This is a genomic window from Cellulomonas sp. plas2, from assembly GCF_057221735.1.
Genome location: NZ_CM170155.1, coordinates 2,716,646 through 2,740,283, shown reverse-complemented (window position 1 = coordinate 2,740,283; position 23,638 = coordinate 2,716,646). Strand labels below are relative to the sequence as shown.

At 76.3% G+C, this 23,638-nt stretch carries 22 protein-coding genes and 1 other RNA gene; 12 read left to right on the top strand and 11 right to left on the bottom strand.

Annotated elements, in window-relative coordinates; translation table 11 throughout:
* Positions 1 to 4 precede the first annotated feature (4 nt).
* On the bottom strand, positions 5 to 1,081 hold the full coding sequence (locus tag AC2TDM_RS12325; protein ID WP_090029794.1) for an ATP-dependent DNA ligase: 1,077 nt from the start codon (positions 1,079 to 1,081) through the stop codon (positions 5 to 7).
* Positions 1,082 to 1,115: 34 nt separating this feature from the next.
* Entirely contained in the window at positions 1,116 to 1,628 is a 513-nt protein-coding gene (locus AC2TDM_RS12320) for an ATP-binding protein (RefSeq protein WP_484634794.1), read from the bottom strand.
* A gap of 294 nt (positions 1,629 to 1,922) precedes the next feature.
* On the opposite strand from AC2TDM_RS12320, the gene AC2TDM_RS12315 reads away from it, so the two are divergent.
* Positions 1,923 to 3,422 (top strand): S1C family serine protease, encoded by a 1,500-nt coding sequence (locus AC2TDM_RS12315; protein ID WP_484634793.1) that lies wholly within the window; start codon positions 1,923 to 1,925, stop codon positions 3,420 to 3,422.
* Positions 3,423 to 3,585: 163 nt separating this feature from the next.
* Positions 3,586 to 3,952: a transfer-messenger RNA gene (gene ssrA / locus AC2TDM_RS12310) on the top strand.
* A gap of 65 nt (positions 3,953 to 4,017) precedes the next feature.
* Here ssrA and AC2TDM_RS12305 read toward each other — a convergent pair.
* The 3 genes from AC2TDM_RS12305 to AC2TDM_RS12295 all read right to left on the bottom strand — a co-directional run bounded on the left by AC2TDM_RS12305 (position 4,018) and on the right by AC2TDM_RS12295 (position 7,255).
* Positions 4,018 to 5,001 carry a DUF4349 domain-containing protein gene (locus AC2TDM_RS12305; protein WP_484634792.1) on the bottom strand — a complete coding sequence of 328 codons (984 nt, stop codon included), beginning with the start codon at positions 4,999 to 5,001 and terminating at the stop codon, positions 4,018 to 4,020.
* A gap of 123 nt (positions 5,002 to 5,124) precedes the next feature.
* The gene (locus AC2TDM_RS12300; protein WP_484634791.1) at positions 5,125 to 6,177 is read right to left on the bottom strand and encodes a Gfo/Idh/MocA family protein; all 1,053 of its coding nucleotides are present in this window, start codon (positions 6,175 to 6,177) and stop codon (positions 5,125 to 5,127) included.
* 82 nt (positions 6,178 to 6,259) lie between these two features.
* Positions 6,260 to 7,255: a ketopantoate reductase family protein gene (locus tag AC2TDM_RS12295; protein ID WP_484634790.1), complete on the bottom strand. Its 996-nt coding sequence runs from the start codon at positions 7,253 to 7,255 to the stop codon at positions 6,260 to 6,262.
* A 160-nt stretch (positions 7,256 to 7,415) separates the two neighbouring features.
* Between AC2TDM_RS12295 and AC2TDM_RS12290 the strand changes: the two genes are divergently transcribed.
* Together AC2TDM_RS12290 and AC2TDM_RS12285 are read left to right on the top strand one after the other, a co-directional pair.
* Complete coding sequence (locus tag AC2TDM_RS12290) at positions 7,416 to 8,039, top strand: SprT-like domain-containing protein (protein WP_484634789.1); 624 nt, start codon at positions 7,416 to 7,418, stop codon at positions 8,037 to 8,039.
* Positions 8,040 to 8,093: 54 nt separating this feature from the next.
* Positions 8,094 to 8,381: a DUF1905 domain-containing protein gene (locus AC2TDM_RS12285; RefSeq protein ID WP_090029806.1), complete on the top strand. Its 288-nt coding sequence runs from the start codon at positions 8,094 to 8,096 to the stop codon at positions 8,379 to 8,381.
* Positions 8,382 to 8,411: 30 nt separating this feature from the next.
* On the opposite strand, the gene AC2TDM_RS12280 is transcribed toward AC2TDM_RS12285, so the two are convergent.
* Positions 8,412 to 8,774, bottom strand: coding sequence for a VOC family protein (locus AC2TDM_RS12280; RefSeq protein ID WP_090029807.1), 363 nt, complete (start codon positions 8,772 to 8,774; stop codon positions 8,412 to 8,414).
* Between the two features lie 308 nt (positions 8,775 to 9,082).
* Between AC2TDM_RS12280 and AC2TDM_RS12275 the strand changes: the two genes are divergently transcribed.
* A complete protein-coding gene (locus AC2TDM_RS12275; protein ID WP_484634788.1) occupies positions 9,083 to 10,813 on the top strand; it encodes a S1 family peptidase in 1,731 nt (576 codons plus the stop codon).
* Positions 10,814 to 11,108: 295 nt separating this feature from the next.
* Positions 11,109 to 12,404 carry an OmpA family protein gene (locus AC2TDM_RS12270; RefSeq protein ID WP_484634787.1) on the top strand — a complete coding sequence of 432 codons (1,296 nt, stop codon included), beginning with the start codon at positions 11,109 to 11,111 and terminating at the stop codon, positions 12,402 to 12,404.
* Between the two features lie 46 nt (positions 12,405 to 12,450).
* Here the strand turns inward: AC2TDM_RS12270 and AC2TDM_RS12265 are convergent, their stop codons facing one another.
* Complete coding sequence (locus tag AC2TDM_RS12265; protein ID WP_484634786.1) at positions 12,451 to 13,716, bottom strand: YibE/F family protein; 1,266 nt, start codon at positions 13,714 to 13,716, stop codon at positions 12,451 to 12,453.
* Positions 13,717 to 13,913: 197 nt separating this feature from the next.
* Here AC2TDM_RS12265 and AC2TDM_RS12260 point away from each other — a divergent pair, with 197 nt between their 5' ends.
* Positions 13,914 to 14,465, top strand: a complete 552-nt coding sequence (locus AC2TDM_RS12260; RefSeq protein ID WP_484634785.1) for a hypothetical protein — start codon at positions 13,914 to 13,916, stop codon at positions 14,463 to 14,465.
* Here the strand turns inward: AC2TDM_RS12260 and AC2TDM_RS12255 are convergent.
* Positions 14,407 to 16,332 (bottom strand): alpha-amylase family protein, encoded by a 1,926-nt coding sequence (locus AC2TDM_RS12255; RefSeq protein WP_484636454.1) that lies wholly within the window; start codon positions 16,330 to 16,332, stop codon positions 14,407 to 14,409. The two genes, AC2TDM_RS12260 and AC2TDM_RS12255, sit on opposite strands and share 59 nt — an antisense overlap.
* 180 nt (positions 16,333 to 16,512) lie before the next feature.
* On the opposite strand from AC2TDM_RS12255, the gene AC2TDM_RS12250 reads away from it, so the two are divergent.
* On the top strand, positions 16,513 to 17,307 hold the full coding sequence (locus tag AC2TDM_RS12250; protein ID WP_090029813.1) for an SDR family NAD(P)-dependent oxidoreductase: 795 nt from the start codon (positions 16,513 to 16,515) through the stop codon (positions 17,305 to 17,307).
* Between the two features lie 91 nt (positions 17,308 to 17,398).
* Positions 17,399 to 18,475, top strand: a complete 1,077-nt coding sequence (locus AC2TDM_RS12245) for a spore photoproduct lyase family protein (RefSeq protein WP_239078698.1) — start codon at positions 17,399 to 17,401, stop codon at positions 18,473 to 18,475.
* On the opposite strand, the gene AC2TDM_RS12240 is transcribed toward AC2TDM_RS12245, so the two are convergent.
* Together AC2TDM_RS12240 and AC2TDM_RS12235 are read right to left on the bottom strand one after the other, a co-directional pair.
* Positions 18,429 to 18,992, bottom strand: coding sequence for an SAM-dependent methyltransferase (locus AC2TDM_RS12240; protein WP_484634784.1), 564 nt, complete (start codon positions 18,990 to 18,992; stop codon positions 18,429 to 18,431). The genes AC2TDM_RS12245 and AC2TDM_RS12240 overlap by 47 nt on opposite strands.
* A gap of 72 nt (positions 18,993 to 19,064) precedes the next feature.
* Positions 19,065 to 19,496, bottom strand: a complete 432-nt coding sequence (locus AC2TDM_RS12235; RefSeq protein WP_090029818.1) for a VOC family protein — start codon at positions 19,494 to 19,496, stop codon at positions 19,065 to 19,067.
* Between the two features lie 55 nt (positions 19,497 to 19,551).
* Here AC2TDM_RS12235 and rlmC point away from each other — a divergent pair, with 55 nt between their 5' ends.
* The 3 genes from rlmC (at position 19,552) to AC2TDM_RS12220 (ending at position 22,953) form a co-directional block, all read left to right on the top strand.
* Positions 19,552 to 20,685 (top strand): 23S rRNA (uracil(747)-C(5))-methyltransferase RlmC, encoded by a 1,134-nt coding sequence (rlmC, locus tag AC2TDM_RS12230; protein WP_484634783.1) that lies wholly within the window; start codon positions 19,552 to 19,554, stop codon positions 20,683 to 20,685.
* 78 nt (positions 20,686 to 20,763) lie between these two features.
* Positions 20,764 to 21,996 carry a M20 metallopeptidase family protein gene (locus AC2TDM_RS12225; protein WP_484634782.1) on the top strand — a complete coding sequence of 411 codons (1,233 nt, stop codon included), beginning with the start codon at positions 20,764 to 20,766 and terminating at the stop codon, positions 21,994 to 21,996.
* Between the two features lie 15 nt (positions 21,997 to 22,011).
* Entirely contained in the window at positions 22,012 to 22,953 is a 942-nt protein-coding gene (locus AC2TDM_RS12220; RefSeq protein WP_484634781.1) for a PfkB family carbohydrate kinase, read from the top strand.
* Positions 22,954 to 22,960: 7 nt separating this feature from the next.
* Here AC2TDM_RS12220 and AC2TDM_RS12215 read toward each other — a convergent pair whose 3' ends face one another.
* A complete protein-coding gene (locus AC2TDM_RS12215; RefSeq protein WP_484634780.1) occupies positions 22,961 to 23,482 on the bottom strand; it encodes an FBP domain-containing protein in 522 nt (173 codons plus the stop codon).
* Between the last annotated feature and the right edge of the window lie 156 nt (positions 23,483 to 23,638).

Genomic DNA, 23,638 nt, shown 5'->3' with positions numbered 1-23,638 from the left:
CCGGTCAGGCCGTCGTCGAGCCCGGCAGGATGTCCGACAGCCGGTAGGACACGGGCTCCTCGAGCTGGTCGTACGTGCACGAGCGCGGCTCGCGGTCGGGGCGCCACCGCCGGAACTGGGCCGTGTGGCGGAACCGGTCGCCCTCCATGTGGTCGTACGCGACCTCGACGACGAGCTCGGGCCGCAGCGGCACGAACGACAGGTCCTTCGTGGCGTTCCACCGGCTGACCGCGCCGGGCATGCGCTTCTCGCCGTGCGCGGACTGGTCGGCCCAGTCGCCCCACGGGTGCTCGCCGAGGGCGACGTCGGTGTAGGGGCGCAGCTCGTCGAGCAGCGTCCGGCGCCGGGCCATGGGGAAGGACGCCGCGACGCCGACGTGCTGCAGCCGGCCGTCCGCGGTCCAGATCCCGAGCAGCAGCGAGCCGACGAGGTCGTCGCCGGACTTGTGCGGGCGGTACCCGGCGACGACGCAGTCCGCGGTGCGCTCGTGCTTGATCTTGAACATCGTGCGCTTGTCGGGCTGGTACGTGCCGTCGAGCGGCTTGGCGACGACGCCGTCGAGGCCAGCCCCCTCGAACTGGGTGAACCACGCCTGCGCCTCGGCCAGGTCGGCGGTGGCGGGGGTGACGTGGACGGGGTGCCGCGCGTCGGCGAGGGCCTCGACGAGGCGGGCCCGCCGCTCCGCGAACGGCCGGCCGGTGAGGTCCTCGTCGTCGAGCGCGAGCAGGTCGAAGGCGACGTAGGACGCGGGCGTGGTGCGGGACAGGAGGGTCACGCGGGAGGCGGCGGGGTGGATGCGCTGCTGGAGGGCCTCGAAGTCCAGCCGGTCCCCGGTGACGACGACGATCTCCCCGTCGAGGACGCACCGGGGCGGCGTCTGCGCCAGCACGGCCTCGACGACCTCGGGGAAGTAGCGGGTCATCGGCTTCTCGTTGCGGCTGCCGAGCACCACCTCGTCGCCGTCGCGGAAGACGAGCGTGCGGAAGCCGTCCCACTTGGGCTCCACGTGACCCGTGTCGGGGATCTGCGGGACCGAGCGCGCCAGCATCGGCGCGACGGGCGGCATGACGGGCAGCCTCATCGGTGAACCCGACCCCGGCTCGCCGCGCCGGTGGTCATCGGGTGCCGTCGTCCGGGGCGTGCCCGTCGAGGTCGACGAGGAGCCCGGGCGGCGCGTCGAAGGTCGCCCACACGTGCTTGAGGTCGCCCTCGGCGTACCAGCCCACGTCGAGCGAGACGCGCTGGGCGAGGATGAGGCCGAAGCCGCCGTCCCCCGGCGCGCGGTCGCCCGCGACCAGCGGGGCGCTGCCAGGGGCGCGGTCGATGACGTCGATGGCGAACCGCTCGCCGTCCGTGAGCAGGCGGACGACCGTCGGCGGCTCGCCGTGGCGCAGGGCGTTGGTGGCGAGCTCGCTGGCGACGAGGACGGCCTTCTCCGGCACCTCGCCGATGCCGCGCTGCGGGGGGGTGTCCGTGCCGGTCAGCGCGTGGTGGAGGAGGGCGCGGAGCCGCGCCAGGTCCTCGGTGGAGGCGATCGCCCAGCGCCGCACCTCCGCGAAGGAGGGCGGCAGCTCGGCCGAGTTCACCATGCTTGCCACGTCTGGTCGCTCGCTGTCCTGGTCGGTCACGGTCGTCGTCGGCCGCTCGGCCGCCATGCGCCCGCAGAGGTCGCCCGAGGTCTGGACGCACACGCCGCGGTGGCGCCGCCGGCGCCGGGACCACCGTACGCACTGCCCGGCGCGGACGCCCGCCGGACACGAGGGCCGGACGGGTGGTCCTCGACCTGTGTCCGCGGCCCTCCGGAGGGAGGGCATGAGCCTCGACCGACGTCCACAGGTCGGGCCCAGGCGGGCTCCAGGTCGCGCTCCGTCGGCGGGGGTGGAGTGGTCCCAGCACGAGGACGAGACGGAGGAGCCAGGACCATGGACGAGCAGAGCGGCGCGCGGGCCGAGCAGGGCGAGCAGGACGAGCAGGGGGTCGACGGGACGGCGGCGGCCGGGCAGGACCGGCAGGCCGAGCAGGACGGGCAGGTCGAGCAGGACCAGCAGGTCGAGCAGGAGCAGCAGGACCGGAAGGTCGAGCAGGACGCTCAGGTCGCGCACCCGGTGTGGTGGCCGGGGCAGCCGCTGGCGGCGGCGGTCCCGGGGCGGCAGCCGCGTCCCGGCCGGCGGCGCGTGGTCGTCGGGCTCGCGTCGGCGCTCGCGCTCGGCGTCGTGGTCGGCGGCGGCGGGACCGCGGCCGCGCTCGGCGTCCTCGACCGGTCGGCGTCGACCGTCGCGGTCGACGCCACGCCGTCGACGGGCTCCTCGTCGGGCTCCTCCTCGTCGGGCACGGACGGCAGCACGGACGGCAGCACGGACGGCAGCAGGGACGGCGTCGACCCGTGGGCGGGCCCGCTGCCGCAGGTGCCCGGAGGGCGTGGCCTGCCGTGGCAGGACGGCTCGGGCTCCTCGTCGGGCAGCACGCAGACGACGACCGACCCGACGGCCGCGCAGGAGACGGGCGTGGTGACCATCGCGAGCACGCTCGGCTACGCCGGGGCGGCGTCGGCAGGCACGGGCATGGTGCTGACGGCGGACGGGCTGGTCCTCACCAACAACCACGTCGTCGAGGGTGCGACGGCGATCGAGGTGACGGTCGAGTCGACGGGCGAGACCTATGCGGCGACGGTCGTCGGCACGGACGCGACGCACGACGTGGCGGTCCTGCAGCTGTCCGGCGCGAGCGGCCTGGCCACCGTCACGCTCGACGACGAGGGCGACCTCGCCGTCGACAGCGCGGTCACCGCGATCGGCAACGCGGGGGGCACGGGGGACCTCGTCGCCGCGCCGGGCACCGTGACGGGGCTCGACGAGACGATCACGACGAGCAGCGAGGGCCTGACCGCGGGGGAGACCCTCGACGGGCTGGTCGAGTTCTCGGCCGGCGTCGTCTCCGGCGACTCCGGCGGCCCGCTGCTCGACGCCGAGGGCGAGGTCGTCGGCATGACGACGGCCGCGTCGAGCGGGAGCGCGACGGTCGTCGCCTACGCCGTCGACATCGAGGACGCGCTGGTCGTCGTCCAGCAGATCGAGTCCGGCGACGAGTCCGGCACGGTGACCATCGGTCTCCCGGCGTTCCTGGGCGTCGAGGTCGCGGGCAGCTCAACGGGTGCGGGCGGCACGCCCGGCGGCTCGACGAGCACCGAGGGCGGCGCGACGATCGCCGGCGTCCTCGAGGGCACCCCGGCGGAAGCCGCGGGCCTGGTGGCCGGCGACACGATCACGGCCCTCGGCGGTCAGCCGGTGGCGTCGGCGGACGAGCTCACGGCCGCGCTGGCCGCGCTCGAGCCGGGTGACCAGGTCGACGTCATGTGGACCTCGGGCACCACGGGTGCCTCGCAGACGGCCACCGTCACCCTGGCGGAGGGCCCGGCCGCCTGACGGGCGGCCCACCGGTCGCGGGCCGCGGCGCGTCCCCCTCGCGCCGCGGTCCGCTCCCCGGGCCCACTCGCCGTCCTGCGCGGGAATGGACGCGACCGCGGGGCGGTTGGGGGAGTAGTCTGAGCGCCGCCGGACCCCGGTCCGGCTGCTTGACAACTGCACAGGGGGTGATCGGTTTCGACGGTGGTCGCCGATCCAGGGGAAGCGGGCCGAGGACGCACGGTCATCTCGTCAACGATCCGTGCAAAACCATAGGTGCCAATACATCGCGCACCGACTTCACCCTCGCCGCCTGAGCGAGCTCTGAAGTCCGTCAGCCCGAGAATGCTCTCGTCCCGGTAGCTGGCGTCATCTAGAGAGCCACTGCTCGCAGTCGTCGTCGGTGCGGCTGCGGGGACTCTCAGCCGACTGAGCCCGTCCACGACTCGTCTGCGTGATCGTGGGGGCTGAGAAAAGCGCAGCAGAATGCGCCCGGAGAAGCCCTGGGTTCTCGCCATCGGACGCGGGTTCGATTCCCGCCACCTCCACCAGCAGCACCGAGAAGGCGCCCGTCCAGGCTGGACGGGCGCCTTTCCGTATGTCCGGCGGTGTGCCGTCAGGCGTCGACGCGCTCGCGTCCCGGCTCCGTCGGGGCGACGGGTGCATCGGACCCGGTGGTGTGCCGCCCGCGGCGGCCCCACCCGCGCTGCACGAGCACGACCAGACCGAGGAGTGCGCCAGCGGCCAGGGCCCACGGCAGGACCACGCCGACGACGACGAGGGCCACGCCGAGCGTCGTCACGAGAGCGCCCCAGCCCGAGGACAGGCCGTCGAGGAAGCCCTGCGGCTCGGCGGTCACCGCCACCCCACCGGGGACGTCGATGGCCACGACCAGCGTCGACAGCGCGACCTCCTCCGCCAGCCGTGCGCGCTGCGCCCGTAGCTCCTCCAGGCGGCTCTGGCGGTCCGTCAGCGCGTCCTCCGCGGTGACGAGGTCGGTGCTCGTCGTCGCGCGGGCCAGGAGGTCCTCCATGCGGGCGACCGAGACCTCGAGGGCGCGGATCCGGGCGTCCAGGTCCTGCGCCGTGCCCGTCACGTCGCGCGCCTGCACCTGCTGCTCGACGACCTCGCCCACCTCGTCGAGGCGGGTGAGCACCGCGGTGAGGTCCTCGGCGGGGACGCGGACGGTCAGCGCCGCGGAGGCCGGCGCCTCCTCGCCGCGGTCGGTGACGACGTACCGGTCGTCGACGCGGCCGCCGGTGCCTTCGACGAGCGCGGCGACGTCGTCGGCGGCGGCCACCGGGTCCTCCGCGGTCATGCGGACCTCGCCGGTCTGGACGACCTGCCGCGACTCCTGGGCATCGGTCCCGGGGGCGGCCTCGTCGGCGGCGGGAGCCGCGCCGCTCCCGTCACCGGCCGGCGGGGCCGCCTCCGCCATCTCGCTCCCGCCCCCGGCAGACGCGCTGTCGCCGCTCGTCGCGCTGCAGGCGGTGAGCACGAGCAGCCCGGCCAGGGCGACTCCCGCCACGGCGGACCAGCGGGTGCGGCGCAACGTCCGGCGGCCTCCGGGGACCTGTGCGGGAGTCGTGGTCGTGACCATGTCCGGACGCTAGGGCCGGGCGGGGCCGCGCAGGTGCGGTGTGGCCGGATCGTGACCGGACCGTCACCGCTCGTGACGGCGAGGACGGTGCCACCCCGGCGTCACCCCGGTGCCACTGCGACGTCAGCGTGCGGGGAGCTGCGGGACGGCGACGACCGCGCGCTCGTCGGCGGAGCGCAGGACCGCCTCGACCGCCGCCGCGGCGGCGGCGCCCACCCAACCGGGTGCCGGGTCGAGCACGTCGGCGCCGGCGACGAGCGCGGCCAGCCGGCGGGCGGGGAGCCAGGTGCGCGGCGGGTCCTCGTCGGCGGGGGTGCGCAGGTCGACGCGTGCGCCGTCGGCGAGGCGGACGGTGGCGCTGCCGGCGGTCAGGTCCTGCTCGACGACGCCGTGCGTGCCGACGTAGCGGACCCAGCGGCGCTCGCGGTCGGCGGTGCCGGCCATGCCCGACGAGGTGACGACGCCCGTGCCGCCGCCGGCGAACCGCAGCGCCGCGGCGTCGTCGACGTCGACGCCGCGGCCGCGGTGGTCGGTGAAGGCGGCGACGTCGCGGATCTCCCGGTCCGTGACCCAGCAGATCATCCCGAGCAGGTGGGTGAGCTGGGTGTGCGCCTGACCGCCACCGGCGTCGGCGCCGTACGTCTGCGGGTGCGTGTCGGCGGCGTCACCGCCCTCGTCGCCGGCGTCGGCGGCCGCGAAGAGCGAGAGGGTCGCGGAGGTGAACTCGCCGGTCACCTGGACGAGGTCGCCGATGTCCTCCTGCACCGCACGGCGGACGCGGGCGGCGACCTCCACGAACTGGTCGGTGTAACCGGTGCTCAGCACGGCGCCGCTGCGGCGGGCGCGGGCCAGGAGGTCGAACGCGTCGGCAGCCGTCGTCGCCATCGGCTTCTCCAGCAGCACCCCGACGCCGGCGTCGAGCGCCGCCGCGGCGAGGTCGTGGTGGGTGGTGTGCGGCGTGGCGATGACGACGCCGTCGGGTCGCAGCTCCAGCAGCGCGTCGAGGTCGGCCACCACGGGGACGCCGCCGTGCTGCGCCGCCACCTCACGGGCGCGCTCGACGTCGGGGTCGCAGAGCGCCACGAGCTCGACGTCCGGCGCCGCGGCGAGGGAGGGGACGTGGTGGTTCGCCGACCACCAGCCGGTGCCGACGACGGCGATGCGAGGTGCGGGCATGCCCCGACGGTAGGCAGCGGCCGGTGGGGACGCTCGTCGGGCGGCGGGCGGGTGCGTGCGTCGACGGGGCGACGACGTAGCCCTAGCGGGCGGCGACCGCCCGGACGTCCGCGACCGTCACCGTGCCGGGGGCCTCCCCGCGGGCGAAGGACGCGCCGACCACGCGTTGCAGGGCGGCGTTGAGGGGCGTCGGCACCTCGTGCAGGCGGCCGAGCAGCACGATCTCGCCGTTGAGGTAGTCGGTCTCGACGCTGCTCGCGCCGCGGGCGACCGACTGGAACGTCGACGCCCGGCCGGGCTCCCACCCCTCCGTCGGCTGGATGCGGATGCGTCCGACCGCCTCGTCGCGCTCCTCGCCGTCGGCCGGCTCCAGCCCCGCCTCCTCGAGCACCGTGCGCGCCTCCGCCGTGAGCTCCCTCGACAGGGCCTTGCGCTCCTCGTCGCTGCCGCCGAGCAGTTCGACGGCGTTGTTGACGTTGCCCAGGAGCTTGAGGGCCTTCCACGGCAGGACGTCGTCGGTGCTGTGCGCGGCGATGCCGGCCCGCTGCAGGTCGGCGACGAGGGCGTCGACGCGAGCGTCCGTGCCGTCGGGGGCGAGGCCGATGCTGAGGACCGCGGCGGGGTCCGCCGCGGCGACCGCGACCGCCCCGGGCTCCAGGGACTGCGCCGGGACGAGGATCGACGCCGACAGCACGGTGGCGAAGCGACGCAGCGCCTGCGCCTCGGTGGCCAGGCCGTTCTGCAGCACGAGGACGGGCAGGTCGGCGGCGAGGGCGTGCGGGTCGGCCGGGTCGTGCACGGGCTGCCAGGCCCACTCCGCGAGGGCGTCGTCGGCCTGCTGCGCCTTGACGGTGAGGACGAGCACGTCGTCGGGTGCCAGGCGCGTGCCCGCACGGTCCGCGACGGGGACGGCGACCGCGCGCGTGCCGGTGGGGTCGGTGTAGCGCACCCCGTCCCGGGCGACGACGTCCAGGGATGCCCCGCGCGCGACGAGCGCGACCGGGATCTCGGCGAGGTGCAGGCGGGCGGCGAGCGCGAGGCCGACGGCCCCCGCCCCGATCACGACGTAACGGGTCACGCACGCAGCCTAGGCAGGTCGCGCTGCGGCGACCCGTCCCCAGCCCCGGTCCGCGGGTGCCCGGACCCGGGCGAGGGCCGGCGTCCGGGGCGGGAGCGGCGACTGCGTAGCGTCCTGCCCGCGGTCACGTCGAGGGAGCGGAACAGGTGGAGGTGGACAGGTGGAGCTGGACAGGGCACGGGAGCTGGCGCAGGAGCTGATGCGCGCGCACGGGCTGGTCGGGTGGACGTTCGCGTTCGACCGGGCGTCGACGCGGGCGGGGATGTGCCGGTTCACCGACCGGCGGATCAGCCTCAGCCGGCCGGTGACGCTGCAGCTCGACGAGGCGCACGTGCGGGACACCGTCCTGCACGAGATCGCGCACGCGCTGGTCGGGGCGCGGCACGCGCACGACGCGGTGTGGAAGGCGACCGCGGAGCGCATCGGCGCGACGCCGCGGGCGCGCATGCGCGAGCCGGTCCAGGTGGCGCGGCCGTGGATCGGGCGCTGCCCGGCGGGGCACGAGATGCGCCGGCAGCGGCGGCCGTCGGCGCCGATGTCGTGCACGACGTGCCACCCGGTCTTCACGGCCGCCGCGCTCTTCGAGTGGCGGCACGCGAGCGGCGTCCCGGCGCGCATGACCCCGCGGTACGAGGCGGCGCTGGGCCGGCTGCGGCGGGAGCCGCCCACCGCGGGCTCGCTGCGCGTCCTGCCCGGCGGGCGGTCGGGGCCTGCCGACGTCCCGTCGTGGCGCGCCGGGCGGGAGGGGTGGGGTGCGCCTGAGGGGTGGTGGGACGAGGGGTGAGCCCCGACGGTGCCGGCCGTGGTGCCGCGGAGGGGCCGCTCGTACGGTGGGGGCGTGGAGCTCGAGGTCGCCGGCGAGGTCGTGCACTGGCGCGGGCCGGCGCCGTACCACTTCCTCGTCGTGCCCGAGCCGCAGTGCGCGGCGCTGCGGGAGGCCGCCGAACGGGTCAGCTACGGCTGGGGGATGGTGCCGGTCACCGGCGTGCTCGGCGCGACGCGGTTCACGACGTCGCTGTGGCCACGTGCCGGTGGGTACGTGGTCCCGCTCAAGGACGCCGTGCGGCGGGCCGAGGGGGTGGAGCTCGGCGACGAGGTCGTCGTGCGGCTGCTCGTCGACGACTGAGCGCCGGTTCGTGAGGGCGGGTCCCGGGCGTCAGCCCCAGCAGAGGCAGAACGGGTGGCCGGCCGGGTCGGCGTAGACGACGAAGCCCTCGGGCGCGGACAGGTCGGCGTCCTGCAGGAGCCGGGCGCCCTTGGCGAGCGCCTCCGCGTGCGCCGCGGTGATGTCCTGCACGTACAGGTCCAGGTGGATCTGCTGCGGCTGGCCGTCGGGCCACTGCGGCGGGACGTGGTCGGGCGCGAGCTGGAACGCCAGCGTCGTGCGCCCCTCGACGGTGACCTCGTGCCAGTCCTCGTCCTGGCGCGTGACCGTCCCGTCGAGCAGGTCGGCCCAGAACGCGCTGGAGGAGGCCAGGTCGGCGGTGTCGAAGACGATGGTCTGCCCGGTCAGCTGCATCCTCCGAGCCTGGCACCGCTCAGGGGGGCGGCGGAAGACCTGCGTCCGGCGGGGAGTGCGGGAGCGTCGCGGCCGGCGGCGGCGGACGTCGTCGTCCGACCCCGGAGGTCGGTGCGCGCTGTCGTCGGCGAGCGCCCGGCGGCGCGAGGCCGGTGTTGGGGTCGGGGTAGGGGGGGTACCCCGACGTGGAGGGGTGGGGTCGGCGGCCACGGTAGGGACATGCCCCGGCGCGGACCGCTCCGGGACCTGCTCCGATCAGGACCCGTTCCGATCAGCACCCGCTCCCACCACGACCCGAAGGACCTGTCATGACCGCCATCGCCGGACGCCGCCGCACGCGCCGTCCTCTCCGGACCATCGGTGCCTCCGTCGCGCTCGCGGCCGGCGCCCTCTCGCTCGCCCCCGCCGCGGTCGCCGCCACGGAGCCGGCGCCCTCCTCGTCGGCCTCGGCCGGGACGTCGCCCACGGCGGCGCCCGGGGAGGAGACCGTGGAGCAGCTCAACGCGCGGCTCGAGCCGAGCGTCGTGCAGCTCTACATCGAGTGGAGGGGCTACGTGGCCTTCCCGACGGACGAGGGCTCCGAATGGAGCGACGAGATCACCGTGCCCATGATCTGCACGGGCTTCTTCGTGTCGGACGTCGGCCAGATCGCCACCGCCGGCCACTGCGTCGACCCCGTCGAGGGCCGCCACGCCCTCATCGACGCCTTCCTCGGCAGCATGGTCGACGAGGGCTGGATGACTCCCGACGAGGCCGCCGGCTGGATCGGCACCGCCTACGCGAACTGGGCGGTGGAGGGGCTCGACGCGGGCTCCGACCCGCAGCGGATCGTCTACGCGCTGCAGCCGGAGGCGGTGGAGGGGATCGCGATCGAGGACCCGCTCGCCGTGCAGGTCGTCGACTTCCGGGCCTTCGAGGAGGGTGACGTCGCGCTCCTCAAGGCGGACGTCACGGGTACCACGCCGCTGCCGGTCGCCGAGGCGGACCCGGCCAGCGGCATGGCGGTCACGTCCATCGGCTTCCCCGGGTCCGTGCAGAGCGTCGTGGACGCCAGCCGGGTGCGGGCGAGCTTCAAGACCGGCTCGGTCAGCAGCCAGCAGATCAGCGAGCTGGGCGTGCCGCGGACCGAGATCAACGCCGACCTGTCCGGAGGGATGTCGGGCGGGCCGACCGTCGACGCGCTGGGCAACGTCGTCGGCGTCAACTCCTCGAAGATCAACGGCGACCAGGCCTTCAACTTCATCACCGACGCGAGCGACCTGCACGGCTGGCTCACCGCCCACGGGGTGGCGCTCGCGCCGCTGTCCGTGCCGGCGCCCGAGCCCACCACCGAGCCCGTCGTCGCCCCGCAGCCCGCGGAGCCGACGGAGGACGAGGGCCTCGCGACGTGGGTGCTCGCCGCCGGGGGCTCCGGGCTGCTGGTGCTCGTCGGCGGGATCGTGCTGGCGGTGGTCCTGGCCGGCCGTCGCCGGCCCGCGTCGGCCGTCGCCCTGCCGGGCGCCGCGACGCTGACCCTGCCGTCGGGACCGTCGGTCGTCGAGCCCACGGCGGAGTTCACGCCGCAGCACACGGCGCTCGTCGGAGGCGCACCCGTCCCCGCCGGGGCTGCACCGGCGACCGCGCCGGTGACCGCGCACGCCACCCCGCCGGCCCCCGCGTTCGCGGGTGCCCCGGCGCCGGCCCCGTACGTCGCCGGCGGGATGGCGCCGGTCCACGAGGGCGGCGGGTCGGCGGCGCTGGCTCCCGCGGCGCCCGGTGCCGGACGCTCGGACGTCCGACCGGTCGGTGCGACGGCCGTGCTCGCGCCCGTGCCGCCCGCGCCGGGCCATGGCACGGGGTGGGTGTCGGAGCCGACCGCACAGTCCCGCGGCACGGGCTGGGTGTCGGAGCCGGCCGCGCAGGTCGGGGGGGTGCCGTCGGCGCCGCCGCGGACGACGGGCTTCGTCCCGGCGCCAGCGGCCGGGGCCACCTGCTCCGCCTGCGGCGCCGGCACCACGAAGGGCCAGCGCTTCTGCAGCTCGTGCGGCGGAGCTCTCTGAGAGCGGCGCGCACCCCGGCGCACCACCGATGAGGACGACCCGACCACGGACCCGTCCGGCGCACCCCGCGCCGGACGGGTCCGTTCGTGTCGTCGCGCGCAGGGGGGAGTCGCCACAGCACCGTCGGCGCGGCTGCCGGACGGGTGCCCGGAGGGATGGGCGGACCCGGGAGGACGCAGGGGAGGGTGACCGCGGTCCTGGACACCACGGGCGGCGGCGGTGAGGATGACCGGGCCGCGGATGCCGGACCGGGCGAGGGGTGGACGAGGTGCGTCGAGCGGTGGGGTCGGCGGTCGTGCCGACACGGCACGTGCACCGGCACCGGCACGGGTCCGGGAAGCGGCACAGGGCAGCGGGGGCGGTCGGCCTCGTCGCGGTGCTCGTCGCGGTGCTCGTCGCGGTGCTCGTCGCCGTGCTCGCAGGGTGCTCGCCCGACGCGCTCGGCGAGGGCGGGTCCGGCAGCGGTACCGGCGGCGGTGCGACAGGGCCTGGCTCGACGTCGTCCGCCGTCCCCAGCAGGTCGCCGGGCTCGTCGCAGGAGCCGGGCGAGGACGGCGGCGGCATCAGCGCTGCGGCGTTCGAGGCCGCCCTGCGGCGGCGGCTCGAGCCGCCGGCGGTGCCGTCGTTCACCGTGCCGACCGACCTCCTGACCTCCGCCGGCGCGCGGGAGGCCGCGGCGGCGCTGGACCTGCCGGCCGGGCTGTACGAGGGCATCGCGGTGCTGGACGCCCGCTGCTCGGCGCCGGGCGAGGCGGCGGCTGCCGACTCCGGGACCGCCGTACCAGGGCGCGCCGCGCACCACGAGGCCGACGGCGTGAGCGTGTCCGTCGCCGGGGACGGCACGGGCGTGTACGACACCGCCGACCTGCACGTGGCGGTGCTGCCCGACGGCGCCGGCGTGTACGACGACGGGGCCCTGCGCGTGTCGATCGGTGCCGACGGGTCGGGCACCTGGTCCGACGGCGAGCGCCGCACCAGCGTGCGCGCGGACGGCTCGGGGTCGGCCGAGGGGCCTGGCTGGCGCTTCTGGGTCGGGCCGGACGGGTCGGGCGGGTACGAGGACGACGACGTGCGGGTGTCCCGCGCGGCCGACGGGGAGCTGTTCACCGAGGGGGACCCGGCGCTCGTCGCCGCGGTCGAGGCGGTGCTCGCCGACGGGCTGCCGCCGTTCGCCCCCGTCCCGCGGATCGCGGACGTCGAGCCGGTCGGCGAGGTGTGCGGCACCGTCATCCGCCTCGACGCGAACGTGCTGTTCGACTTCGGCAGCGCCGAGGTGCGTCCCGAGGCGAACGAGCAGCTCGGCCGGGTCGCGGCGCTGCTCGTCGCACTTGGCTCGCCAGCGGCGCGGGTGGAGGGGCACACGGACGGCATCGGGGACGCCGACGACAACCAGGCGCTGTCGGAGCGCCGGGCGACCGCGGTGCGCGACGCGTTGCTCGGCAGCGGGGTCGCCGGCGGGTCGCTGGAGGCGGTGGGGTGGGGCGAGACCCGCCCGCTCGGGCCCGAGACGAGTCCCGACGGGGCCGACGACCCCGCTGCCCGCCAGCTCCACCGCCGCGTCGAGCTCGTCCTGCTGGACGGCCAGGGCTGACGCGCAGGGGAGCGTCCGGCTGCTCCGACCAGTGGACGACGAGGCGCTACCCGACCGAGGGGGTGGTGGGGGGCGTGCGCGTGGTGGAGGGCGCGGTGGCCGGGGCGTCAGGGCGGGCGGCGGCGCGGACGAGCCAGGCGCCGAGGGCCGTGGTGAGGGGGATGGCGAGCACGAGGCCGACGGAGCCGACGAGCGTGCGGACGACCTCCTCGGCGACCTGCCCGCTCGTGACGACGCCCAGGAACGAGCGGTCGGTGAGGCTCACGAGCAGGACCAGGGTGAGCGAGGCGCCGACGTAGGCGAAGACGATGGTGTAGACGGTCGAGGCGATGTGGTCGCGCCCGATGCGCATGCCGGCCGAGAACAGCGCACGGAACGACGCACCCGGCCGGGCTCCGTGGATCTCCCACACCGCGGACGCCTGGGTGATGGTGACGTCGTTGAGCACGCCGAGGCCGGCCAGCACCATCCCGCAGACGAGCACCGCGCGGAGCCGGACCTCGGGTGCCGCCGACAGCAGCTCCAGCGACTCCTCGCCGGACAGGCCGTCGAGGTGCGTCGCGCCGGTCGCCCACACCGCCACGGCCGCGGTCACCAGCAGCCCGGCGACGGTGCCCAGCAGGGCGGTCGAGGTGCGGACGCTCACGCCGTGAGTCAGGTAGAGGACGACGGTCATGATGGCGACGCCGCTGAAAAGCGCGACGGGGACCGCCGGGCGGCCGGTCAGCAGCGCGGGGATGGTGAAGACCAGCAGGCCGGCCAGGGAGAGCGCGACGCCGAGCAGCGCGGCGAGCCCCCGCCACCGGGCGACGAGCACGACGAGCACCGCCAGCACCCCGAGCAGCACCGCCATCGGCGGTCCCCGCACGACGTCGACGAAGAGCGTCACCACCTCGACGCCGCCGCCGGCCCCGTCCCCAGCCCCGTCCCCGGCCCCGTTCGCGTCACCCGTCGCGTCACCCGTCGCGTCACCCGTCACGGACCCGGTGACGAGCGTGCTGACGACCACCCGGTCGCCGGCCGACAGCGTGCCGGCGCGTTCCGGCGGCAGCAGGACCGTCACGTCCAGGCCGGCGTCGGTGCGCGCAGCGGCCTCGAGCCCGCCGTCGGCGCCCGGCGCGGGGTCGGCGGTCAGCACGCCCTCGTCCGTCGTGCTGCCGGGCGCCTGCGTCCGGATCGTCTCCGGCAGCCGGTCCGCGTCCGGCCACAGGGCGACGACGCCGCTCGCCGTGAGGAGCACCAGCGGCACCAGCACCGCCAGCAGCAGGCGCCGCACGCGCCGGGCGGCCGCGCGGCCGACCGGTCCCGGCACGGCTCCACCGTGCCCGTGCCCGTCCGGTGCGGTGTCGCGGGGGTGGGCGTCGTCGGCTGTCACCGGGCCAGCATGCGGCTCGTCCTCGCCGGGAGCGGGCACCGGCGTGTCCGCCGGAGCGGTCGTCGGGCACCAGGGACGGAGGTCCCTGGTGCCCGTGCGCGGGGAGCGGTGGGCTGGGCCGAGGGGTGAGGGCGATGAGGCAGCACCGGCCGCCGGGCACGCCGTGGTCGACGGGACCCGCGGCGTCGTCCGCCGACGACGCGGTGCCGCGCGGCCCGCGGGTCGTGGAGCGCGGTCCCGAGCACCGACGGACGTTCGTCGTCGTCGACGGTCTCGTCGCGCTGACCGCGGCCGGCGGGGCGGCGGCGCTCGTCGCCGGGGTCGGGACGCCGGACGTGGCGCTCCTCGCACCGCTCGGGCTGCCCTCGTGGGTGCTGCCGGGCCTGTGGCTCGCCGCGAGCGTGGCGGTGCCGTCGGGCGCGGCGGCGGTGCTCGCGGCGCGGCGCGACCCCCGCACGCCGGCCGCGGTGTTCGTGGCGGCGGGGCTGCTCGTCGTCGAGCTCGTCGTGCAGGTGCCGGTGGTCGGGCCCTCCGTGCTGCAGGCGGTCATGGCCGTGCCGGCGTCCGTCACCGGGCTGCTCGCGCTGCGGGCCCGCGCCGGCGGGACCTGGGGACGGGTCCGGCGGTTCAGCCGAGGCAGTCGTGCGCCAGGCGCAGCCACACCACCCCGTGCGCGGGGAGCGTGAGGCCGCGGGCCAAGGACCGCGTCCCGCCGTCGAGCAGGTCCTCGGCATCGTCGGGCAGGCCCGACAGGGTCGTGGGGGCGACCGTCCGCGGCTCGTCGGCCACGTTGACGACGACGAGCACGGTCGTCGCGCCGCGCTCGCCCCACCCGGGCCGCTGGTAGGCGACGAGCGCGGGGTCGTGCGCGTCGAAGGGCACGAGCCTGTTGCCGGCGAGCTCCGGCGTGCGCCGGCGCGTCTCGAGGAGCAGCCGCAGGCCGGCGAAGACGCGGCCGGCGTCGGTGGTCGGGTCCTCGCGCTCGGCGTAGCGCTGCGCGGGGTAGCGGGGCCGGTTCACCCAGCGGCTGTCCTCCGCGTGACCCGGCTCCTCCAGCGCGGCGTAGTCGTTGAGCTGGCCGACCTCGTCGCCGAGGAAGAGCAGCGGCAGGCCGCCCGTCGACAGCACGACGGCGTGCGCGAGCAGGATGCGGTCGACGGCACCGTCGTCGCCCGCCTCGAGGCCGGCGAGCGACGCGGTGGTGCCGGAGATGCGGCAGTCGCCGGTGCGCGGGTTGTCCTGGAAGGGCACGCCGCGCGCGAACGACCCGGGGAATCGGTCGACGAAGAAGGCGTTGAGGAAGCGCCGGTGCGCGGCGGCGTCGATGCCGAGCTCGGCGGCGTCCTCGTCGGCGAAGGTCCAGCCGATGTCGTCGTGGCTGCGCACGTAGTTCACCCACGCGGTGCCGGGCGGCAGCGCGTGCCGGCGCTCCAGCGCCTGCGCCAGCAGGCGCCCGTCGCGCGTGGCCAGCGAGCTCCAGATGAGCGCCATCTGCAGCGGGTTGTAGGAGATCTGGCACTCGCCGGGGGAGATGTACCCGATCACCTCGTCCGGGTGGACGATCGCCTCGGACTTGAACACGACGGCCGGTGCGGCGATGCGGCACACCGCGTTGAACGCCTGCAGCAGCAGGTGCGCCTCGGGCAGCGACTCGCAGGAGGTGCCGAGCCGCTTCCAGATGAACGCCACGGCGTCCATGCGCAGCACGTCGACGCCCTGGTTGGCCAGGAACAGCATCTCGCCGGCCATCGCGCGGAAAACCGCGGGGTTGGCGTAGTTGAGGTCCCACTGGAAGTCGTGGAACGTCGCCCAGACCCAGGACCCCGTGGACGTCGGTCGGCCGTCGGGTCCGGGCGGGCCGTCGGGGAACGGGACGAACGACCCCGGGTGGTTGTCGGGGAAGATCTCGCGGACCGTGCGCTCGTACGCGTCCGGCATGGTCCGGTCCGGGAAGACCCAGTAGAAGTCGCGGTGCTCGGGGTCGCCGGCCTTCGCCCGCTGCGCCCACACGTGCTCGTCGGAGGTGTGGTTGAAGATGAAGTCGACGACGAGCGCGATGCCGTTCTCCCGCAGCTCGGCGGCCAGCGCCGCGAGCTCGTCCATCGTCCCGATGCGCGGGTCGACGTCCCGGTAGCTCGACACCGCGTACCCGCCGTCGGAGTTGCCCTCCGGCGCCGCGAACAGCGGCATGAGGTGCAGGTACGTCAGGCCGAGCTCGCGCAGGTAGCCGATCCGCTCGCGCAGCGCGGCCAGCGACCCCGCCCAGCGGTCGACGTAGAGCACCCCGCCCAGCGCCCGCTCGGAGGAGAACCACTCCGGGTCGGCCTCGCGCTGCGCGTCCAGCGTGCGCAGGGGCTCGGACCGGTCCTGCCAGCTCGTCGCCAGCTGCCCGACGAGGAGGGCGAGCTCCTCGTCGACACGGGGGCCCTCGCCGTACACATGGTGGAAGAGGTCGACGAGGCGCGGCAGCTCGCGCGCGACGCGCGCCTCGAACGCGGCCCACACCTCGTCGGACGTGCCGGCCCGGCGCGCGGCGGCCGCGGCCGCGACCAGCGGGGCGGGCAGGGCGTCGGGCTGGGCGTCGGGCAGGTCCGGTCCGGCACCGGTGGCGGGCGTCGTCGCACTCACGAGCGCCACCCTAGGGGCTCGGCCGTGGCGCGCCAGGAGGGCCGACGGGGCGGCCGCGCCCCTGCGGTCGCGACGGGTCGGCGCGTCGAGGCCAGGATGAGGACCATGCACATCGACCTCACCGGCAGGACGGCGCTCGTGACGGGCTCCACGCAGGGCATCGGTCTCGCGATCGCCGAGGGCCTGGCGCGGGCCGGGGCGACGACCGTGATCAACGGGCGCAGCCAGGAGCGCGTCGACGAGGCGCTGGCCGGGCTCCGGGCGGCGCTGCCGGACGCGACGCTGCAGGGGGTCGCGGCGGACGTGGCGACGGCCGAGGGCGCGGCGCAGGTGCTGGCGGCCGTCCCGCACGTCGACGTGCTCGTCAACAACCTCGGCATCTTCGAGGCGCGGCCGGTGCTGGAGGTCGACGACGACGAGTGGCGCCGGTTCTTCGAGGTCAACGTGCTCTCGGGCGTCCGGCTCACCCGGTCGTACCTGCCCGGCATGGTCGAGCGGGGGTGGGGGCGCGTGCAGTTCGTCGCGAGCGACTCCGCCGTCGTCATCCCGACCGAGATGGTGCACTACGGCGTCACGAAGACGGCGCTGCTGGGGGTCTCGCGCGGGTACGCCAAGGCGGTCGCGGGGACGGGCGTCACCGTGAACACCGTGGTGGCCGGACCGACGCTGACCGGCGGCGTCGAGGACTTCGCCCGCAGCCTCGTCGGGCAGGACCTGCCGTGGGAGGAGGTCGAGCCGCGGTTCATGGCCGAGCACCGGCCGGCCAGCCTCGTCCGGCGGCTCATCCGGCCGGCGGAGATCGCGCACATGGTCGTGTACCTGGCCTCGGAGCAGGCGTCCGCGACGACGGGCGGGGCCCTGCGCGTGGACGGCGGCTACGTCGACGCGATCCTGCCCTGACCTGCGGCGCGACTGGTTGATGTGGTCCACCTCACGTGGTCGCGGGGGTCCCCGGGGGACGCCCGGGGGGCGCCCCGACGTTGAGGAGGACGTGCCCGCCACGCGTCCCGTCCGCCCCCTCCTCGACGTCCGCAAGATCTACCTCGAGCCCGAGGCCGCCGCCCTCCCGCGCGGTCAGGAGGTGCTCGCCCGCTGGCCCGACGCCGAGCGCGTCGAGGTCGCCTCGCACTGGAACATCCCCGAGCTGCACGGCGACGAGGGCAACGTCGACCGCTGGGTGCGCATCAAGACCGAGGCGCTCGTGCTCGGCGTGAAGAAGTCGCTGACCGCCCGCCCCAACGGGCGCTCGTCGGACTTCGTGGCGCCCTCGACGGCCAACGGCTGCGCCATGGCCTGCGCGTACTGCTACGTCCCGCGCCGCAAGGGCTACTCCAACCCGATCACGGTGTTCGCCAACATCGACAAGATCTCCGGGTACCTGGCCCGGCACGTCGGCCGGCAGGGCGTCAAGACCGAGCCCAACCAGTGCGACCCGCACGCCTGGGTCTACGACATCGGCGAGAGCAGCGACTGCTCGGTCGACGCGACCGTCAGCGACAACGTGCGCGACCTCGTCGAGCTGTTCCGCGGCCTGCCGACGGCGAAGGCGTCGTTCGCGACGAAGCACGTCAACCGCGACCTGCTCGACTGGGACCCGCAGGGCCGCACGCGTATCCGCTTCTCGCTCATGCCCGACCGCATGGCGCGCCTCGTCGACGTGCGCACGTCGCGCATCGCCGACCGCATCGCGGCGATCGACGACTTCGTCGAGGCCGGGTACGAGGTCCATCTCAACTTCAGCCCCGTCATCGTCGAGGACGGCTGGCTCGAGCAGTGGGCGGAGCTCCTCGACCAGGTGGAGGCGGGCATCGGCGCGAGGGCCAAGGCGCAGCTCGCGTGCGAGGTCATCATGCTCACGCACAACGACCGGCTCCACGAGGTCAACCTCGGCTGGCACCCGAAGGCCGAGGAGGTGCTGTGGCGCCCCGACCTGCAGCAGCCCAAGCGCTCGGAGACCGGCGGCCTCAACGTCCGGTACCGCACCGGGCAGAAGGGCCGGTACGTCACCGCGCTGACCGATCTCATCGCCGAGCGGCTGCCGTCCTGCCGGGTGCGCTACGCGTTCTGACGCCGCGCACCCAGCCGATGGCGTCGCCCGTCCCCGTGGTGACGTCGAGCCCGGTCCGCAGGAGCGCTTCGGCGGCGGCGGCCACCGCGTCGGCGCTGCGCTCGTCGGGCGCCCCGGCCGGCGACGAGAACGCCAGCAGCACGACGCCGCCGGGGGCCAGGAGGTCGCGCACGGCCGGCGCGGCCGGACCGGCCGGGTCCGTCCAGAAGGCGTTGACGTCGACCGCCAGGACGGCGTCGTAGGGGCGGTCCGGGCGGAAGGCCGTCAGGTCGCGGTGCTGCAGGTCGGCGCGGCCTTCGTCGAGGTGCCGGGCCAGGCGGCGCTCGGCGTGGGCCAGGGCGCTCGACGAGCGGTCCAGCCCGGTGACGTGGCCGTCGGGCAGGAGCGCGCACAGCAGGGCCACGCCGTGCCCGACGCCGCAACCGACCTCGAGGACGCGCGCGTGCGGGCGCTCGACGAGGGCCGGCGCCAGCAGGTCGACGGCCTCGCGGACGCGGGCGGGGGGACGGTCGGGCACGGGTGCAGTCCTCGTCGTCCGGCGGGGTGTGCGATGCCGACGTGCGCCGTCGCCGACGTGGTGGCGGGGCGGTCAGGCGGCGCTCGGGGCGTCGTCGGTGCAGAGACCGAGCCAGCGGCCGTCGGGGTCCAGGACCTCCGCCCACCAGCCCATGTCCCCGCCGACCTCCGAGCGCGGCACCTTCACCGTGCCGCCGTGCTCGACGGTCGCGGCGAGGACGGCCTCGAGGTCGTCGACCAGCACGTACACGCGCACGCCGACCTCCCGCGGCGCGTCCGGGGCGCGGAACACCGCGCCGACGAGCTCGCCCCCGGAGGAGACGCCGAGGTAGTCGCCGGCCTCGTCGCCGAAGGGGGAGAACGTCCAGCCCAGCACGGGCCCGTAGAACGCCTGCGCCCGGTCCAGGTCGTCGACGGGCAGCTCCCACCACGTGACGGTCCGGGGCCGCGGGGGCTGCGTCGTCGTGCCGGTCGTGCCGGTCGTGCCCGTCGTCGTCGTGTCCATCGCCGTCCCCCTCGCCGGTGCCGTCCACGCCCTCGTCGCACCGTAGCCTCGTGCGGTGCGGTGCGACTACTACGACGCGGGTCGGTGCCGCTCCTGCACGCTCATCGAGCAGCCCTACGCCGTGCAGCTGGCCGGCAAGGAGCAGCGCGCGCGGCAGCTCCTCGCCCACCACACCGGCCTGACGTGGCTGCCGCCGGTCGCCGGGCGGGAGTCCGGCTTCCGCACGAAGGCCAAGATGGTCGTCGGCGGCACGGTGGCGGCGCCGACGCTGGGGATCCTCGACGACGCCGGCCGCGGCGTGGACCTGCAGGGCTGCGGGCTCTACCCCGAGGGGCTGTCGGCGGCGTTCCCCGTGCTGGCCTCGTTCGTCTCCCGCGCCGGCCTCACGCCCTACGACGTGCCCGCCCGCCGCGGGGAGCTGAAGAACGTGCTGGCGACGGTCTCCCCGGACGGCGAGCTCATGGTCCGGTTCGTGCTGCGGTCCACCGAGGCGCTGCCGCGCGTGCGCAAGCACCTGCCGTGGCTGCTCGACGAGCTGCCGGAGCTGCGGGTGGTGTCCGTGAACCTGCTGCCCGAGCACCGGGCGGTCGTCGAGGGGGACGAGGAGGTCGTCCTCACGCCGCAGGCCACGCTGCGCATGCGGCTGGACGACGTGACGCTGCACCTGCGGCCGCAGAGCTTCTTCCAGACGAACACCGCCGTGGCCGCCGCTCTGTACCGGCAGGCGGCGGCGTGGGTCGACGAGGCCGCGCCCGCCACCGTGTGGGACCTGTACTGCGGCGTGGGCGGTTTCGCGCTCCACGTCGCGGGCCCGCCGGACGGGCGCCGCGAGGTCACCGGCATCGAGGTGAGCGCCGAGGCCGTCGCCAGCGCGCGGACCAGCGCGGCCGAGCGGGGCCTGGACCGGGTGCGGTTCCTCGCGGGCGACGCGACGGCCTTCGCGCTCGCGGCCACGGACGTGCCGGACCTCGTCGTCGTCAACCCGCCGCGGCGCGGGATCGGCGACGCGCTGGCGGGCTGGCTCGAGCGGTCGGGCGTCGGCACGGTCGTCTACTCGAGCTGCAACGTCGTCTCGCTGGCCCGCGACCTCGAGGCCATGCCGTCCCTGCGGCCCACCCGGGCGCGGCTGCTCGACATGTTCCCGCAGACCCACCACGACGAGGTCCTCGTCCTGCTGCAGCGGCGCTGAGCAGCGCCCGGCGGCTCTGACGGCCGGGGCCGCGGGGTAGCGTCGGCACGCACCGACCGCACCACCGTGAGGACCCCCGTGAGCGACGCCCTCGTCCCCGACACCGACCTGCGCGCCCGGGCGGAGGCCCTGCTGCCGGAGCTGGCGGCGCTGCGGCACGACCTGCACCGCATCCCGGAGATCGGGCTCGACCTGCCGCTCACCCAGGCGCGCGTGCTGGCCGCGCTCGACGAGCTGCGCGCGGCGACGGGCGCGACCCTCGAGGTGACCACCGGCACGGCGCTGTCCTCCGTCGTCGCCGTGCTGCGCGGCGGCCGCCCGGGCCCGGCGGTCCTGCTGCGCGGGGACATGGACGCCCTGCCCGTCACCGAGGACACGGGCGAGCCGTTCACCAGCGAGCACCCGGGCGCGATGCACGCCTGCGGGCACGACCTGCACGTCGCCGGGCTCCTGGGCGCCGCACGGCTGCTGGCGGAACGGCACGAGGAGCTCCCGGGCTCCGTGGTCCTCATGTTCCAGCCGGGGGAGGAGGGGCCGCACGGCGCGCGCGTCATGCTCGAGGAGGGCGTGCTCGACGCGGCCGGCGAGCGGGTGGTGGCCGCCTACGCCGTGCACGTCGTCGCGTCGATGGTGCCGCTGCAGGTCGTCACCGCCCGGGCGGGGACCGCCATGGCGGCGGCCGACGAGATGGTCGTGACCGTGCAGGGCCGCGGCGGGCACGGCTCGGCGCCGCACCGGGCCGCCGACCCCGTGACGGTCGCCGCCGAGATCGTGCTGGCGCTGCAGACCGCGGTGACCCGGCAGTTCGACGCGCACGACCCGGTCGTCGTCTCCGTCGGGCGCATCGCCGCCGGGACCACCGACAACGTCATCCCCGCGCAGGCGCACCTCGAGGCCACCGTCCGGACGTTCTCCCCGCACCACCGCGCCGTCGTCGCCGAGCGGCTGACGCGCGTCGTCGAGCACGTCGCGCTCGCGCACGGCCTCACCGCCGACGTCGACTACCGGCGCGGCTACCCGGTGACGGTGAACGACGCCGCGGAGGTCGACCGGCTCGAGCGGGTCGCCGCCGCGCTGGGCGAGCAGCCCTTCGCCCGGGCCCCGCACCCCGTCTCGGGCTCGGAGGACTTCTCCTACGTGCTCGAGCAGGTCCCGGGCGTGTTCGCGTTCGTCGGCGCCACCGCTCCCGGCCTCGACCCGGCGACCGCGCCCTACAACCACGCGCCGCAGGCCCGCTTCGACGACTCCGCGCTGCCCGTCTCGGCCGCGGTGCTGGCCGGCCTCGCCCTCGACCGCCTGGCCCAGGGGTAGGGCGGAGGGCGGCCCGTGCGGGGAGCACCGGTGGACGGTGGCGGCGGCGGCGTCGTGCGGGTGGTCGGGTCGCTCAACGAGGACCTCACCGTGACCACGCACCGGGCGCCCGGGCCCGGGGAGACGGTCCTCGGCCGGGACGTGGCACGGGGCGCCGGGGGCAAGGGCGGGAACCAGGCGGTGGCGGCCGCGCGCGCCGGCGCCCGGACGATCATGGTCGGCGCGGTCGGCCGGGACGACGCGGGCACGCGCCTGCTCGCGGGGCTCGTCGACGAGGGTGTCGACACGTCCTGCGTGCAGCGGGTCGGGTCGACGACCGGCCTGGCGCTCATCACCCTCGACGACGACGGCGAGAACCGCATCGTCGTGGTTGCGGGGGCCAACGCGTCGCTGGGCGCCGCGCACGTGCGGGCGTCGCTGGGCGCGCTCGCCCCCGGGGACGTCGTGGTGGCGCAGGGCGAGGTGCCGCCGGCCGCGGTGGAGGAGGCGGGCCGCTGCGCCACCGACGCCGGCGCGCTGCTCGTCCTCAACCTCGCGCCGGTCGTCGACGTCGACCTCGCCGCCGCCGCGCCGGCCGTGCTCGTGCTCAACGAGCGCGAGGCGGCCCTCCTCGACCCGTCCGGGCGCGAGGCCGCGGACCGGGCCGAGCGCCTGTGCCGGCGCACCGGCGCCGCGGTCGTCGTCACGGCGGGTGCCGCCGGCGCCGTCGTCGCGTCCTCGGGGGGCGTCCGGCGGGCGGCACCCGTGCCCGCGGCGCAGGTCGTCGACACCACCGGGGCGGGCGACGCGTTCGTCGGGGCGCTGGCGGCGGGGCTGGCCGCGGGCGAGGACCTCGACGGCGCGGTCGCCTGGGGGCTCGTCGCCGGGGCTGTCGCGGTCGGCGCGCCGGGCGCCCGGGGCGGGCGGGCGACGGCGGAGGTCGTCCGGCGCACGCTCGAGAGGCGCGCGCCGGGCTGAGGTCCCCTCACGCCGTGCGGCGGACCTCCTCGACGAACCGGGCGGACCGCTCGCGCAGCCCGGCGGTGCGGCGGGCGACGACGGCCGTCCGCGCGGCGGGCAGCTCCGGCCCGGAGGCGGTGCCGACCTCGGACAGCAGCGGCGTGCGCCGCACGTGCCGCGAGCACGCGAGGTCGGTGCACACGAGCGTCCCGACGGTGTCGCCGCGGCGGCCCGGGGCGCCGGCCCGCCTCGCGACGTAGAGCGACACGTCCTCCGTCGCCACGACGTCGGCGCACCAGGCGCACACACCGCGGCGGCGGGCCCGGCCCGTGCCGGGGTCGGCGGCCCGCAGCAGGACGCCGACGGGCTCGTCGTCCACGGGCACGACGACGTAGGCGAGCAGCGGCGCCTTCCGGTCCCGCCAGCCCAGCAGGTCCAGGGCGTCCCAGCGCTGGGCCGTCAGGTCGGGCAGGGTGGCGGTCGCCGCCTCGCGACGGCTGGCGTTGACGAAGCAGGCGCGGACCTGCTGCTCGGTGAGGGCATGCACGGGGGAGCCTCCGGCGGCGGTGGGTGGACGGACAGGTCGGTCCGCACCGCCGTCGTCGCCGGGGCGACGCCCTCAGGGGCGGTGCGTGCGACGGGGACGACGACGGGCGCGGCTGCCGGGGTCGCCCGAGGCGGCCGTCACGGCCACCTCGCCCCC